The organism is Pseudomonas sp. SWRI22, from assembly GCF_014268395.2.
In the GTDB taxonomy this organism is placed as follows: domain Bacteria; phylum Pseudomonadota; class Gammaproteobacteria; order Pseudomonadales; family Pseudomonadaceae; genus Aquipseudomonas; species Aquipseudomonas paracarnis.
Genome location: NZ_JABWQK020000003.1, coordinates 460,690 through 474,887, shown reverse-complemented (window position 1 = coordinate 474,887; position 14,198 = coordinate 460,690). Strand labels below are relative to the sequence as shown.

General features: G+C 61.0%; 13 protein-coding genes. 10 read left to right on the top strand and 3 right to left on the bottom strand.

Going from position 1 to position 14,198, the window contains the following annotated elements; translation table 11 throughout:
- Nucleotides 1-5: 5 nt before the first annotated feature.
- Together hemL and HU730_RS25215 are read left to right on the top strand one after the other, a co-directional pair.
- A complete protein-coding gene (hemL, locus tag HU730_RS25220) occupies nucleotides 6-1,289 on the top strand; it encodes a glutamate-1-semialdehyde 2,1-aminomutase (RefSeq protein ID WP_186527217.1) in 1,284 nt (427 codons plus the stop codon).
- A 226-nt stretch (nucleotides 1,290-1,515) separates the two neighbouring features.
- On the top strand, nucleotides 1,516-2,070 hold the full coding sequence (locus tag HU730_RS25215; protein ID WP_034126914.1) for a tetratricopeptide repeat protein: 555 nt from the start codon (nucleotides 1,516-1,518) through the stop codon (nucleotides 2,068-2,070).
- Between the two features lie 127 nt (nucleotides 2,071-2,197).
- Here the strand turns inward: HU730_RS25215 and HU730_RS25210 are convergent, their stop codons facing one another.
- Nucleotides 2,198-2,524, bottom strand: coding sequence for a DUF1820 family protein (locus HU730_RS25210; protein ID WP_003215457.1), 327 nt, complete (start codon nucleotides 2,522-2,524; stop codon nucleotides 2,198-2,200).
- A 130-nt stretch (nucleotides 2,525-2,654) separates the two neighbouring features.
- Here HU730_RS25210 and miaB point away from each other — a divergent pair, with 130 nt between their 5' ends.
- The 5 genes from miaB to lnt all read left to right on the top strand — a co-directional run bounded on the left by miaB (nucleotide 2,655) and on the right by lnt (nucleotide 8,159).
- On the top strand, nucleotides 2,655-3,983 hold the full coding sequence (gene miaB / locus HU730_RS25205) for a tRNA (N6-isopentenyl adenosine(37)-C2)-methylthiotransferase MiaB (RefSeq protein WP_014720071.1): 1,329 nt from the start codon (nucleotides 2,655-2,657) through the stop codon (nucleotides 3,981-3,983).
- Nucleotides 3,984-4,289: 306 nt separating this feature from the next.
- Nucleotides 4,290-5,294 carry a PhoH family protein gene (locus HU730_RS25200; protein ID WP_019818064.1) on the top strand — a complete coding sequence of 335 codons (1,005 nt, stop codon included), beginning with the start codon at nucleotides 4,290-4,292 and terminating at the stop codon, nucleotides 5,292-5,294.
- Nucleotides 5,287-5,745: an rRNA maturation RNase YbeY gene (gene ybeY / locus HU730_RS25195; RefSeq protein WP_003194442.1), complete on the top strand. Its 459-nt coding sequence runs from the start codon at nucleotides 5,287-5,289 to the stop codon at nucleotides 5,743-5,745. The genes HU730_RS25200 and ybeY overlap by 8 nt, the downstream gene beginning before the upstream one ends.
- 42 nt (nucleotides 5,746-5,787) lie before the next feature.
- Nucleotides 5,788-6,627 (top strand): HlyC/CorC family transporter, encoded by an 840-nt coding sequence (locus tag HU730_RS25190; RefSeq protein ID WP_003194444.1) that lies wholly within the window; start codon nucleotides 5,788-5,790, stop codon nucleotides 6,625-6,627.
- An 8-nt stretch (nucleotides 6,628-6,635) separates the two neighbouring features.
- Nucleotides 6,636-8,159 (top strand): apolipoprotein N-acyltransferase, encoded by a 1,524-nt coding sequence (gene lnt / locus HU730_RS25185; RefSeq protein ID WP_034126913.1) that lies wholly within the window; start codon nucleotides 6,636-6,638, stop codon nucleotides 8,157-8,159.
- A 111-nt stretch (nucleotides 8,160-8,270) separates the two neighbouring features.
- On the opposite strand, the gene HU730_RS25180 is transcribed toward lnt, so the two are convergent.
- Together HU730_RS25180 and HU730_RS25175 are read right to left on the bottom strand one after the other, a co-directional pair.
- Entirely contained in the window at nucleotides 8,271-9,032 is a 762-nt protein-coding gene (locus tag HU730_RS25180; RefSeq protein WP_034126912.1) for a YdcF family protein, read from the bottom strand.
- A gap of 97 nt (nucleotides 9,033-9,129) precedes the next feature.
- Nucleotides 9,130-9,435 (bottom strand): hypothetical protein, encoded by a 306-nt coding sequence (locus HU730_RS25175; RefSeq protein ID WP_020301951.1) that lies wholly within the window; start codon nucleotides 9,433-9,435, stop codon nucleotides 9,130-9,132.
- Between the two features lie 261 nt (nucleotides 9,436-9,696).
- Between HU730_RS25175 and leuS the strand changes: the two genes are divergently transcribed.
- The 3 genes from leuS to holA all read left to right on the top strand — a co-directional run bounded on the left by leuS (nucleotide 9,697) and on the right by holA (nucleotide 14,073).
- Nucleotides 9,697-12,303 carry a leucine--tRNA ligase gene (gene leuS, locus HU730_RS25170; RefSeq protein WP_003194453.1) on the top strand — a complete coding sequence of 869 codons (2,607 nt, stop codon included), beginning with the start codon at nucleotides 9,697-9,699 and terminating at the stop codon, nucleotides 12,301-12,303.
- An 87-nt stretch (nucleotides 12,304-12,390) separates the two neighbouring features.
- Nucleotides 12,391-12,996, top strand: a complete 606-nt coding sequence (gene lptE / locus HU730_RS25165; RefSeq protein WP_014720078.1) for an LPS assembly lipoprotein LptE — start codon at nucleotides 12,391-12,393, stop codon at nucleotides 12,994-12,996.
- Between the two features lie 39 nt (nucleotides 12,997-13,035).
- Nucleotides 13,036-14,073 carry a DNA polymerase III subunit delta gene (holA, locus tag HU730_RS25160; RefSeq protein WP_003194456.1) on the top strand — a complete coding sequence of 346 codons (1,038 nt, stop codon included), beginning with the start codon at nucleotides 13,036-13,038 and terminating at the stop codon, nucleotides 14,071-14,073.
- Nucleotides 14,074-14,198 lie beyond the last annotated feature (125 nt).

Genomic DNA, 14,198 nt, shown 5'->3' with positions numbered 1-14,198 from the left:
CGATCATGTCCCGTTCCGAAACCCTGTTTGTCAACGCCCAGAAACACATCCCCGGCGGTGTGAACTCCCCCGTGCGTGCGTTCAAGAGCGTGGGCGGCACGCCGTTGTTCTTCAAGCATGCCGAAGGCGCCTACGTCACCGATGAAGACGACAAGCGCTATGTCGACTATGTCGGCTCCTGGGGCCCGATGATCCTCGGCCACAGCCATCCGGACGTGCTGGACGCGGTGCGCCAGCAACTGCAGCACGGCTTGTCCTACGGCGCCCCGACCGCGATGGAAACCGAGATGGCCGACCTGGTCTGCTCGATCGTGCCGTCGATGGAAATGGTGCGCATGGTCAGCTCCGGCACCGAAGCCACCATGAGCGCGATCCGCCTGGCCCGTGGTTTCACCGGCCGCGACAACATCATCAAGTTCGAAGGTTGCTACCACGGGCACTCCGACAGCCTGCTGGTAAAAGCCGGCTCCGGCGCGCTGACCCAAGGCGTACCCAATTCCGCTGGCGTACCTGCGGCGTTCGCCAAGCACACCCTGACCTTGCCGTTCAACGACATCGCGGCCGTCGAGCAGATGCTCAGCGAAGTCGGCCAGGACGTTGCCTGCATCATCGTCGAGCCAGTCGCCGGCAACATGAACTGCGTTCCACCGGCCCCGGGTTTCCTTGAGGGCCTGCGCGAGCAGTGCGACAAGCATGGCGTGGTGCTGATTTTTGACGAAGTGATGACCGGTTTCCGGGTCGCCCTCGGTGGCGCCCAGGCTTACTATGGCGTCACGCCAGACCTGAGCACCTTCGGCAAGATCATCGGCGGCGGCATGCCGGTAGGCTGCTTCGGCGGCAAGCGCGAGATCATGCAACACATCGCCCCGCTCGGCCCGGTATACCAGGCAGGCACCTTGTCGGGTAACCCGCTGGCAATGGCCGCCGGCCTGACCACCCTGCGCCTGATCAGCCGCCCGGGCTTCCACGCCGAGCTGACCGACTACACCACACGCCTGCTCGACGGCCTGCAACAGCGCGCCGATGCCGCCGGCATCCCGTTTGTGACCACCCAGGCCGGTGGCATGTTCGGCCTGTACTTCAGCGGCGCCGACGATATCGTCACCTTCGATGACGTGATGGGCAGCGATGCCGAGTTGTTCAAGCGCTTCTTCCATCTGATGCTCGAAGGCGGCGTGTACCTGGCACCGAGCGCCTTTGAAGCCGGCTTCACTTCGATCGCCCATGGCGAAGCCGAACTGAAATTGACTCTGGAGGCTGCCGAGCGCGCGTTCGCGGCCCTGAAATAAGTGACGGCAACCTCTGACGTTGCCCCTGGCAGCGTCAGATTTGCTACTTTGCTTACAGAGAATTCCTGGTTTTTTCGAGAATTGCCCTGCAATCCGGCAGATAACTTGCCCAAGCAGCAGAAAAACGAGTAAAGACTTTGTAAGCAGAGGCCTGCTTATTTCATAATGCGCGCTTATTGGACTCCCTGGAGGGTCCGCGCGCCCCGTCAGAGGTAAGTCGATTCCCATGAAACGCACCGGCCGCACCCTGGTTCTGGGCTGCCTGTTGCTCCTTCAACCGCTACTGGCACATGCCCAGGCCGGCGGCAACTCGTTGTTAATCCCAGCGATGGGTCGTTGCACCCTCAATACCCAGCCAGAGAGCCAGGCCGAAGCCCTGAGCGCGTGCCAGAAACAGGCCGAGGAAGGGGATGCGCAAGCGCAATACGAGTTGGGCGAGTACTACCACGACAGCAAGAACCCGGCCGTTGACCTCAACAAAGCGTTGAGCTACTTCGAGAAAGCCTCGCTGCAGGGCCACGCCCAGGCGCAATACCAGTTGGGCAACATGTTCTTCAAAGGCGAAGGCGTGCCGGCCAACAACGTCCAGGCGTACATCGTGCTGAAAATGGCCGCGGTCAACGGCGCCGAAGACGCACTGGACACTGCCGACGAAGTCGCCGAGCACATGCAGCGCGATGAACTGGAAGTGGCAACCCAGGTGCTGGGGCAGATTTTCCGCAACTACCTGCAAGAATTGCAGAGTGCTGATGGGCGTTCGCCGTTCTCACCCCTTCCCTGATTTTTTGTAGACCTTACATCGCTATCGCAGGCAAGCCAGCTCCCACAGTGGACCGCATTCCAGCATTGAAACGCGGTCGAGTGTGGGAGCTGGCTTGCCTGCGATAGGCACCCCTCGGTCTAAAGCCCTACTTCTCAGGCATCGGCATCGGAAACGGCATCACATTGCTCATGCCCCGAGCCTCACTGATCTTCGGCGTCCCCAGGCGCTCGACTTCATCGATGCGCACAATCGAATGCATCGGCACAAAGCTGCGCACCACACCTTCGAACTGGGCCTTGAGCTTTTCTTCGCCCGGATCGACCACCAACTGGGTGCGCTCGCCAAAGACGAACTCTTCCACCTCCAGGAAGCCCCACAGATCACTTTGATAGATCTGCTTGGCGTACATTTCGAACACCTGGCCCTGGTTGAGGAAAATCACCTTATAGATTGGAGCTTCACGTTTGGTCATGGTGGGCGAACAACACATGGGGATATAAAAGAGGGCGCGAACTATAGCATGGCACCCGATGCACAGCGCTAGGAACCAATGGGCATGCCCCCTATAATGCGCGGTTCTTTACCACCAGTTGACGATTCCCATGGCCAAGAAGCTTTACATCGAAACCCACGGTTGCCAGATGAACGAGTACGACAGCTCGCGCATGGTCGACTTGCTGGGCGAACACCAGGCCCTGGAAGTCACTGCCCGCGCCGAAGATGCCGACGTGATCCTGCTCAATACCTGCTCGATCCGCGAGCGGGCCCAGGACCGTGTGTATTCGCAGCTGGGCCGCTGGCGCGAATTGAAACTGGCCAACCCGGACATGGTGATCGCCGTCGGCGGTTGCGTGGCCAGCCAGGAAGGCGCCGCGATCCGCGACCGCGCGCCCTATGTCGATGTGGTGTTCGGCCCGCAAACCCTGCACCGCTTGCCCGAGATGATCGACGCAGCACGTATCACCAAGCTGCCGCAGGTTGACGTGTCGTTCCCCGAAATCGAAAAATTTGACCATCTGCCCGAACCGCGCATCGATGGGCCGAGCGCCTATGTGTCGGTGATGGAAGGCTGCAGCAAGTACTGCACCTTCTGCGTAGTGCCTTACACCCGTGGCGAAGAAGTCAGCCGGCCGTTTGACGATGTGCTGTCGGAAATCATCCACCTGGCTGAAAACGGCGTGCGCGAAGTCACCCTGCTGGGTCAGAACGTCAACGGCTACCGTGGCCAGACCGATGACGGCCGCCTGGCCGACCTGGCGGAATTGATCCGCGTGGTCGCCGCCGTCGATGGCATCGAGCGCATCCGCTACACCACCTCGCACCCGCTGGAGTTTTCCGACAGCCTGATCCAGGCCCACGCCGAAGTACCAGAGCTGGTCAAGCACCTGCACTTGCCGGTGCAATCGGGTTCGGACCGCATTCTCTCGGCGATGAAGCGCAACCACACCGCACTGGAATACAAATCCAAACTGCGCAAACTTCGCGCCGCCGTGCCGGGCATCTGCATCAGTTCGGACTTTATCGTCGGCTTCCCGGGCGAAACCGAGAAAGACTTCCAGCAGACCATGAAGCTGATCGAAGACGTGGGTTTCGACTTCTCCTACTCGTTCGTCTACAGCCAGCGCCCTGGCACCCCGGCTGCCGACCTGCTGGATGAAACCCCGGAGGCGTTGAAAAAAGAGCGTTTGAACGCGCTGCAACATCGCCTCAATCAGCAGGGCTTCGAAATCAGCCGACAAATGGTCGGTTCGATCCAGCGCATTCTGGTGACCGATTATTCGAAGAAAGACCCGGGTGAATTGCAGGGTCGTACCGAGAACAACCGAATCGTCAACTTCCGCTGCGACAATCCCACGCTGATCGGCCAGTTTGCCGATGTGCACATTGATGCGGCGCAGCCACACTCGTTGCGCGGCTCGTTGATCAACTGATCTCGCTGACCGGATGAAGATCAAAATGTGGGAGCTGGCTTGCCTTAATGCCAGTCAGTTAAGGCTTTTTTGTAGGAGCGAGCTTGCTCGCGAAAAACTCACCGGCGCCGCGCTCATTCAGCAAACACGCATTATCGTTGACGTTTTTCGCGAGCAAGCTCGCTCCTACAGCAGGAAAGCCAGCTCCCACAGGGGTTCTTCAGGGTTATCGAGAGTGGGGCCAGGCTATTTAAGTGCTTTCGCACACCAGCGCCTGGCGTTATTCTCTCTCTCACCTCATCAGCCAAAGGGCGGCTAAAAGCAACCTTGAACGCACCCATAGCAGAACCCCATCGTTTTATCCTCGAGCCTTTTGAGGCTCGCCGTTTCGCCAACCTGTGCGGACAGTTCGACGAGCACCTGCGCCTGATCGAACAACGCCTGAGCATCGAGATCCGCAACCGCGGCAATCAGTTCGAGCTCATTGGTGAACCCCAACACACCACGTCTGCAGAAAACCTGCTGCGCCGTCTCTACCGCGAAACCAAGGGTAGCGAGCTGTCGCCGGAGACCGTGCACCTGTACCTGCAGGAGTCGGCTGTGGAAGACCTGGCCAATAACCCGGTGGCCGAAGCCAGCGTAGCCTTGCGTACCAAAAAAGGCATGATTCGCCCACGCGGCTTGAATCAGCAGAAGTACGTCAAGGAAATCCTGGGCAACGACATCAACTTCGGCATCGGCCCGGCCGGTACCGGCAAGACCTACCTCGCGGTGGCCTGCGCCGTCGACGCCCTGGAGCGCGAGCAAGTGCGGCGTATCCTGCTGGTGCGCCCAGCGGTCGAGGCCGGCGAAAAGCTCGGTTTCCTGCCCGGCGATCTGGCCCAGAAGATCGACCCGTACCTGCGCCCGCTCTACGATGCGCTGTACGAGATGCTCGGTTTTGAATACGTGGCCAAGCTGATCGAGCGCCAGGTGATCGAGATCGCCCCGCTGGCCTACATGCGTGGCCGTACGCTCAACAACAGCTTCATCATTCTCGACGAAAGCCAGAACACCACCGTCGAGCAAATGAAGATGTTCCTCACCCGTATCGGTTTCGGCTCCACTGCCGTGATCACGGGCGACATCACCCAGGTCGACCTGCCCAAGGGCACCAAGTCGGGCCTGGGCCAGGTGATCGAGGTGCTCAAGGACGTGCCGGGTATCAGCTTCACGCACTTCATGCCCAAGGACGTGGTGCGCCACCCGCTGGTGCAGCGCATTGTCGAAGCCTATGAGCGTTTCGAACACCGCGACGACGCGCCCGCCAAGGACGCTCGCCACGATGCTTGAGCTAGACCTGCAACTGGCCACCGACGCGCCCGCCCCCAGCGAAGCCCAGTTCCGCCAATGGTGTGAACTGGCTTTGCGCCAGCGCACCGCTGACTCGGAGCTGACCATTCGTCTGGTGGACGAGGCCGAAGGCCGTGAGCTGAACCACACCTGGCGCCAGAAAGACTACGCGACCAACGTGCTGTCCTTCCCCGCCGACGTGCCCGACGAATTGCTGGATATCCCGCTGCTGGGCGACCTGGTGATCTGCGTCGCGGTGGTCGAGCGAGAAGCGGCGGAACAAGGCAAGGAACTTGAGGCCCATTGGGCCCATCTAGTCATCCACGGCTGCTTGCATCTCTTGGGTTACGACCATATAGACGATGACGAAGCCGAGGAAATGGAAGCACTGGAACGAACGTTGCTTGCAGAACTGGGTCACCGCGACCCATATGCAGACGATGAAAGCTGATCAACACTAAACTGTCATATCAAAGGATTTAGAGTAATCGCTATGAGCGAAGACCGATCGAGCAACGGGCAGAAGTCATGGCTGGGTAAACTGACCCAGGCTTTTGCCCACGAGCCGAAAAACCGCCAGGAGCTCTTGGAGCTGCTGCGCGATGCACACCAGAACAAGTTGCTGGACAGCGAAGCGCTGGCCATCGTCGAGGGCGCCATCCAGGTGGCTGACCTGCAAGTACGTGACATCATGGTCCCGCGCTCGCAGATGATCAGCATCAAGGCGACCCAGACCCCACGGGAATTCCTCCCGGCCGTGATCGACTCGGCGCATTCGCGCTACCCGGTGATCGGTGAAAGCCATGACGACGTCATGGGTGTCCTGCTGGCCAAGGACCTGCTGCCGTTGATCCTCAAGGAGAATGGCGACAGCTTCAACATCAAGGACCTGCTGCGCCCGGCCACCTTCGTGCCCGAGTCCAAGCGCCTGAATGTGCTGCTGCGCGAGTTCCGCGCCAACCACAATCACATGGCCATTGTGATTGACGAATACGGCGGCGTGGCCGGCCTGGTCACCATCGAGGACGTGCTGGAGCAGATCGTCGGCGACATCGAAGACGAGCACGACGTCGAAGAAGACAGCTACATCAAGCCGCTGCCCAGCGGTGACTTCCTGATCAAGGCGCTGACGCCCATCGAGAACTTCAACGAGTTCTTCGACAGCGAGTTTTCGGACGATGAGTTCGACACCGTCGGCGGCCTGGTGATGAGTGCGTTCGGGCACCTGCCCAAGCGTAATGAAACCACCGAGATCGGCGCCTATCGCTTCCGCATCCTCAATGCTGATAGCCGTCGTATCCATCTGATCCGTTTGACACCCATCGCCCGCTAAGGACTGACATGCGCCGTCTCACCTCACCCGGCTGGCCCGGTAACTTGCTGGCCGTGGTGGCCGGCGCCATCACAACCCTGGCGCTGGCGCCGTTCGATATCTGGCCGTTGGCGCTGGTAGCGGTCGGCCTGTTCTATATCGGCCTGCGGGAGCTGACACCCCGCCAGGCCCTGGGCCGTGGCTGGTGTTTCGGCTTCGGCCTGTTTGGTGCCGGCACCAGTTGGATCTACTACAGCATCCACCACTTCGGCGGCGCTTCGGTGCTGCTGGCGGGGTTCCTGATGCTGCTGTTCACCGCCGCCATCGCCTGGTTCTTTGCCCTGCCCGCCTGGCTATGGGCGCGCTGGTTGCGCCGTAACGAAGCACCACTGGCGGATGCATTGACGTTCGCCGCGTTGTGGGTCGGCCAGGAAGCCTTTCGTGGCTGGTTCCTTACCGGTTTCCCGTGGTTGTACTCCGGTTACAGTCAACTCGATGGGCCGTTGACCGGCCTCGCGCCATTGGGTGGGATGTGGCTGATTTCCTTCGCCCTCGCGCTCACTGCCGCATTGCTGTGCAACCTGCCGCGCCTGCTGGCCAGTAAGCGCAATGCCTTCATCGGCGCGGGCCTGTTATTGCTGGTTGCGCCCTGGGCGATTGGCCTGGCACTCAAGCATCACGCCTGGACATCGCCGTCTGGTGCGCCCCTGAGCGTGGCTGCGATTCAGGGCAACGTCGAGCAAAGCATGAAGTGGGACCCGGACCAGCTCAATGCACAGTTGGCGCTGTACCGCGACATGAGCCTGAGTTCCAAGCGCGTCGACCTGCTGGTCTGGCCGGAAACTGCCGTGCCGGTGCTCAAGGAGTCCGTGGAGGGCTACCTGGGCATGATGGGCAAGTTTGCCGCCGACCGGGACAGCGCGTTGATCACTGGGGTACCGATTCGCCAGGAAGTGCACCACCAGAAGCGCTACTTCAACGGCATCACCGTGGTCGGCGAAGGCGACGGCACCTACCTCAAGCAAAAACTGGTGCCGTTTGGCGAGTACGTTCCGCTGCAGGACATGCTGCGCGGGCTGATTGCCTTCTTCGACCTGCCCATGTCGGACTTCGCCCGCGGCCCTTCTGACCAGGCCATGCTGCAGGCCAAGGGTTATCAGATTGCGCCGTTCATTTGCTATGAAGTGGTGTACCCCGAATTCGCCGCCGGCCTGTCGGCCCAGAGCGACCTGCTGCTGACTATCAGCAACGACACCTGGTTCGGCCGCTCCATCGGCCCGCTGCAGCACCTGCAAATGGCGCAAATGCGTGCGCTGGAGGCTGGCCGCTGGATGATCCGCGCCACCAACAACGGCGTGACCGGGCTGATCAACCCGTTTGGGCAGATCACCGCGCAGATCCCGCAGTTCGAGCGTGGCATTCTCTATGGGGAGGTGGTGCCGATGCATAACCTCACGCCGTACCTGCAATGGCGTTCGTGGCCGTTGATCATTGTGTGTGTGCTGCTCTTTGGCTGGGCGCTGTTGGCGGCTCGGATGGCCAAAACGGTCTGACCTGTGGGAGCTGGCTTGCCTGCGATGGCGGTGTATCAGTGCCCTGAGTGCTCACTGACCCACCGCCATCGCAGGCAAGCCAGCTGCTACATTTGATCTCCTGTGTTGCACCTATCGGTAGAACAACCTATACCCCACCTGCCCCACCGCTTCATTGATCAACTGCCCGCTTTGCCACACCGCCTTGACCTCCGGCATCCAGCCACCCAGCGGTCGGCCATGGTCGACACCCAAAAAGCCCACCGGCCCCGGCACCACGGTGAAGCCGGCCTTTTCAAAACTCCACACCGAACGCGGCATGTGCCAGGCCTGGGTCACTACCACTACACGCTTGATGCCTTGCGGCAACAAAATCTCGGCGCTCATCTGGGCGTTTTCCCAGGTAGTACGGCTGCGCTCTTCTTTCCAGCGCACGGTGACACCGAAGTCATCCTGCATCGACACGGCCATCAGCTCGGCCTCACTGGGCGGCGTGCCGTAGTGCAAGCCGCCGCTGGTCAGCACTGGCAAACCGGATGCCTTGGCCAGCCGCGCGGCAAAACGCTCACGTTCCAGGCCAATACCGGTGGGCTGGTCGCTGCCCCACGCAATATCTCCACGCTCGCGCCCCGAGCCCAGCACCACAATCGCATCGGCACGCTGGGCCAGGGTGGCCCAGTCTTCCCGGGCCAAAGGCGGCTCTGTCTCCAGGGCACGGGCGCCCCATTGCACCATCACTGGCAGGCTGATCAACCACATTCCGCCCAGCCCCAGGGCAAAGCACAAGCCCGCCAGGCGCGGACGGCTGCGGCGAAACCACCAGGCACACGCCAACAACAGCAGAAAAATACCGGGCGGCAACAACAGTTGTTTAATGAAATAACGAAAAGGCATCGGGCATCTCCAAAGATGCCCGAAGCCTAGATGCATCGGGGTTTTGCAACAATCCTTACCGACAACATTTTGATAACGCTAACGGATAACGCGGGGCTCACTTGCACCGCACGGAGCGGAAGTTCTCTGGCCCGCGGCCGGTCGCCAGGTCTTTGAGCCAGATGACCTTGGCCGAATGAGCAGGCGGGGAAGCCTGCCCATGGGAGGCGCGGTCGTGATTCAACGCCAGATAGTTCTTGATCAATTCAAGCTCCGCCTGGCTCAAGCCTCGCAACTCCAGCTCCAGAGGCCGTTCATCACGCAATCGGCCTGCGGTTCTTGCGGCGTCCAATGCCCGACCCAAACGGTCGATCAATCCTTCATACAACTGCGGTTTCGTTAAAGTTCGCTGCGATTCAACCATCCCCTCACCTCATTGAAGAAATACTTGCTCCCCACTAAACAGCGTAGCCCCCGTTGCTGCGCCTGCCCGGTGCCGCGACAGACGGCCCTTGGCGCGCAATCAGGGTTTCCCTCGATAGAGTGGGGTCATGTATGCTACGGCGCTTCCTGTAACTCCACTTCCCGCAGGGTTTGGGCACGGACGCGCCGCTTCTTGGTGTCGAACAACCCGGACAGTGCACCGAAGAGGATTAGGCCACCCCTATCCAGTTCAAAAGTAGCCATGCACGAACAATATCAGCCCCGTGAAATAGAAAATGCCGCCCAAACCTTCTGGGACGAGCAAAAGTCCTTTGAAGTCAGTGAACAGCCAGGCAAGGAGACTTACTACTGCCTATCGATGTTCCCTTACCCCAGCGGCAAGCTACACATGGGGCACGTGCGCAACTACACCATCGGCGACGTGATTTCGCGCTACCAGCGCATGCTCGGCAAGAACGTGCTGCAACCCATGGGTTGGGACGCCTTCGGCATGCCGGCAGAAAACGCCGCGATGAAAAACAACGTGGCGCCCGCCAAGTGGACCTACGAAAACATCGCCTACATGAAGACCCAGTTGCGCAGCCTGGGCCTGGCGGTGGACTGGTCCCGCGAGGTCACCACCTGCAAGCCGGATTACTACCGCTGGGAACAATGGCTGTTCACGCGCCTGTTCGAAAAAGGTGTGATCTACAAAAAAAGCGGCACCGTGAACTGGGACCCGATCGACCAGACCGTACTGGCCAACGAACAGGTCATCGACGGTCGCGGCTGGCGTTCCGGCGCGCTGATCGAAAAGCGCGAAATCCCGATGTACTACTTCAAGATCACCGCCTACGCGGATGAACTGTTGTCGAGCCTTGACGATCTGCCGGGCTGGCCTGAACAGGTCAAGACCATGCAGCGCAACTGGATCGGCAAATCCAAGGGAATGGAAGTGCAGTTCCCGTACAACGTCGACTCCATCGGCGAAGCCGGCGCACTCAAGGTGTTCACCACCCGCCCCGACACCCTGATGGGCGCGACCTACGTCGCCGTGGCCGCCGAACACCCGCTGGCCACCCAGGCCGCACAGAACAACCCTGAGCTGCAGGCGTTCATCGCTGAATGCAAAGGCGGCAGCGTGGCCGAAGCCGACGTCGCCACCCAGGAGAAAAAAGGCCTGCCAACCGGCCTGTTCGTCGAGCACCCGTTGACCGGCGAGAAACTGCCGGTTTGGGTCGCCAACTACGTATTGATGCACTACGGCGATGGCGCCGTCATGGCCGTGCCGGCCCACGACGAGCGCGATTTCGAATTCGCCACCAAGTACAGCCTGCCTATCAAGTCGGTCGTGCGTACCAGCTCGGGTGATACCAACCCCGCTCCGTGGCAAGACGCCTACGGCGAGCACGGCACGCTGATCAACTCCGGCGAATTCGACGGCCTGGACTTCCAGGGCGCGTTCGACGCCATGGAAGTGGCCCTGATCAAGAAAAACCTCGGTGCCTCGCGCACCCAGTTCCGTCTGCGTGACTGGGGCATCAGCCGCCAGCGCTACTGGGGTTGCCCGATCCCGATCATCCACTGCCAAACCTGCGGTGACGTGCCGGTACCGGAAGACCAACTGCCGGTCGTGCTGCCAGAAGACGTGGTGCCGGATGGTGCTGGCTCGCCGTTGGCGCGCATGCCCGAGTTCTACGAGTGCAGCTGCCCTAAATGCGGCGCGCCGGCCAAGCGTGAAACCGACACCATGGACACCTTCGTCGAGTCCTCGTGGTATTACGCTCGTTATGCCTCGCCGCACTATGAAGGCGGCCTGGTGGAGAAATCCGCAGCCGACCATTGGTTGCCAGTGGATCAGTACATCGGTGGCATCGAACACGCCATCCTCCACCTGCTGTACGCGCGCTTCTTCCACAAGCTGATGCGTGACGAAGGCCTGGTGAGCTCCGATGAGCCATTCAAGAACCTGCTGACCCAGGGCATGGTGATCGCCGACACTTACTATCGCCGCGAAGCCAATGGCGCCTACACCTGGTTCAACCCGGCGGATGTCGAGCTTGAGCGTGACAGCAAGGCCAAGGTCATCAGCGCGAAGCTGAAAGCCGACGGCCTGCCGGTGGAAATCGGTGGCACCGAGAAGATGGCCAAGTCCAAGAACAACGGCGTCGACCCACAGTCGATGATCGATCAGTTCGGCGCCGACACCTGCCGCCTGTTCATGATGTTCGCCTCGCCGCCTGACATGAGCGCCGAATGGTCCGACTCGGGCGTCGAAGGCTCGCACCGTTTCCTCAAGCGTGTCTGGCGCCTGGCCCACGCTCATGTCAGCCAGGGCCTGCCGGGCAAGCTGGATATCGGCGCGTTGAACGACGAGCAGAAAGCCGTTCGCCGCAGCATCCACCTGGCTATCCGCCAGGCCAGCCAGGACGTTGGGCAGAACCACAAATTCAACACCGCCATCGCCCAGGTGATGACGCTGATGAACGTGCTGGAAAAAGCCTCGCAGGCGACCGAACAAGACCGTGCGCTGATCCAGGAAGGCCTGGAAACAGTTACCCTGTTGCTCGCGCCGATCACGCCGCACATCAGCCATGAACTGTGGAGCCGTCTGGGCCACAGCGGTGCCGTCATCGATGCCGCCTGGCCGGTGCAGGATGACAGCGCCCTGGTACAGGACACGCTGCAACTGGTCATCCAGGTTAACGGTAAACTGCGTGGCCAGATCGACATGCCGGCCAGCGCCAGCCGTGAAGAGGTTGAAGCAGCTGCACGTATCAATGAGAACGTGCTGCGCTTTACCGAAGGCCTGACCATCCGCAAGGTGATCGTGGTACCCGGCAAACTGGTCAATATCGTCGCCAGCTAAATCGGATCGGGCGCGGGGCTTGGCCCCGCGCCGAACTAAACCTTTAGGGCCCGATAAGGCCCACCTGGTTTCAAGGGGAGCAACAAAATGATCAAACGCAATCTGCTGGTTATGGGCCTTGCCGTGCTGTTGAGCGCTTGCGGCTTCCAGCTGCGCGGCACCGGCACCAATGAGCTGTCGCTCAAGGAACTCGACGTCAGCGCCCGCAACGCCTACGGCGAAACCGTCACCCAGCTGCGCCAGACCCTGGAAAACAGCGGTGTGCACGTGTACAACGGCGCAACCTACAAACTGATCCTGACGGATGAGCGAGAAACCCAGCGCAATATCAGCTACGCCAGTGCTGGCCGTGCGTCCGACGTCGAGTTGAACACGGCGCTGATGTTCGAAATACAAGGCCGTGATCAGTTGCCGTTGATGGGTGACAAGATCCAGGTGCAGAAAGTGGTGAGCCACGATGGCAACAACCTGGTGGGTTCGGACTCCGAGACCATCCAGGTGCGCAAGGAAATGCGTCGTGAGCTGATCCAGCGCATGATGACTCGCCTGCAAATGCTCACCCCGGAAAAACTGGCTGAGCTGCAGCAAGTGGCCGACAACAAGGCCAAGGCTGACGCCGACGCCCTGAAAGCCGCGCAGGAATATGAAGACAACACACCGAAACAGTCGCCTGTTGAAGTCCCTGTCGAGTAAGCCAGACGGGGCGCCTCTGGCGCCCCGTTCGCCCCGCCTATGAAACTTGCCCCCGCCCAACTCGCCAAGCACCTGCAAGGTGGCCTTGCGCCTGTGTACATCGTCAGCGGCGACGACCCGCTGCTGTGCCAGGAAGCAGCTGACGCTATCCGCACCGCCGCACGCCAGCAAGGCTTCGATGAACGCCAGGTGTTCAGCGCCGACGCCAGTTTCGACTGGGGCACCCTGCTGCAAGCTGGCGCGAGCATGTCGCTGTTTGCCGAGAAACGCCTGCTGGAACTGCGCCTGCCCTCGGGCAAGCCGGGCGATAAAGGCGCGGCGGCGTTGATGGAATACTGCTCGCGCCCCGCCGAAGACACCGTGTTGCTGGTCAGCCTGCCCAAGCTCGACGGCAGCGCGCAGAAAACCAAGTGGGGCAAGGCTCTGGTTGAAGGTCCACAGACTCAGTTCATCCAGATCTGGCCGGTGGACAGCAACCAGTTGCCGCAGTGGATTCGTCAGCGCCTGTCTCAATCAGGTCTCGCTGCGACACAGGATGCCGTGGAGCTGATCGCCGCTCGGGTCGAGGGCAACCTGCTTGCCGCCGCCCAGGAGATCGAAAAGCTCAAGCTGATGGCCGAAGACGGGCAGATCACCGTCGAAACCGTGCAAGGCGCAGTGGCCGATAGCGCGCGCTTTGATGTGTTCGGCCTGGTGGACGCCATCCTCAACGGCGAGCCCGCCCACGCCCTGCGCATGCTTGAAGGCCTGCGCGGCGAAGGGGTGGAACCCCCGGTGATTCTCTGGGCCCTGGCCCGTGAGCTGCGCGTGTTGGCGAACATTGCGCTGCAATACAGCCAGGGCACACCGCTGGACAAATGCTTCAGCCAGGCCCGGCCACCGGTGTGGGACAAGCGCAAACCCCTGATGAGCAAAGCCCTGCAACGGCACTCGGCGCAACGCTGGGCGCAACTGTTGCTGGAAGCGCAGCGCATCGATGCACAGATCAAAGGCCAGGCGGCCGGCTCGCCGTGGATGAGCCTGAGCCGTCTGTCGCTGTTGATGGCCGGCCAGCGCCTGGCGTTGCCTGCCGAATAACCACCTCTGTACAACGGCACAAAACCCTGTGGGAGCTGGCTTGCCTGCGATGGCGGTGTATCAGTGCCCTTTGTGCCAACTGACCCACCGCCATCGCAGGCAAGCCAGCTCCCACATTGACTCTG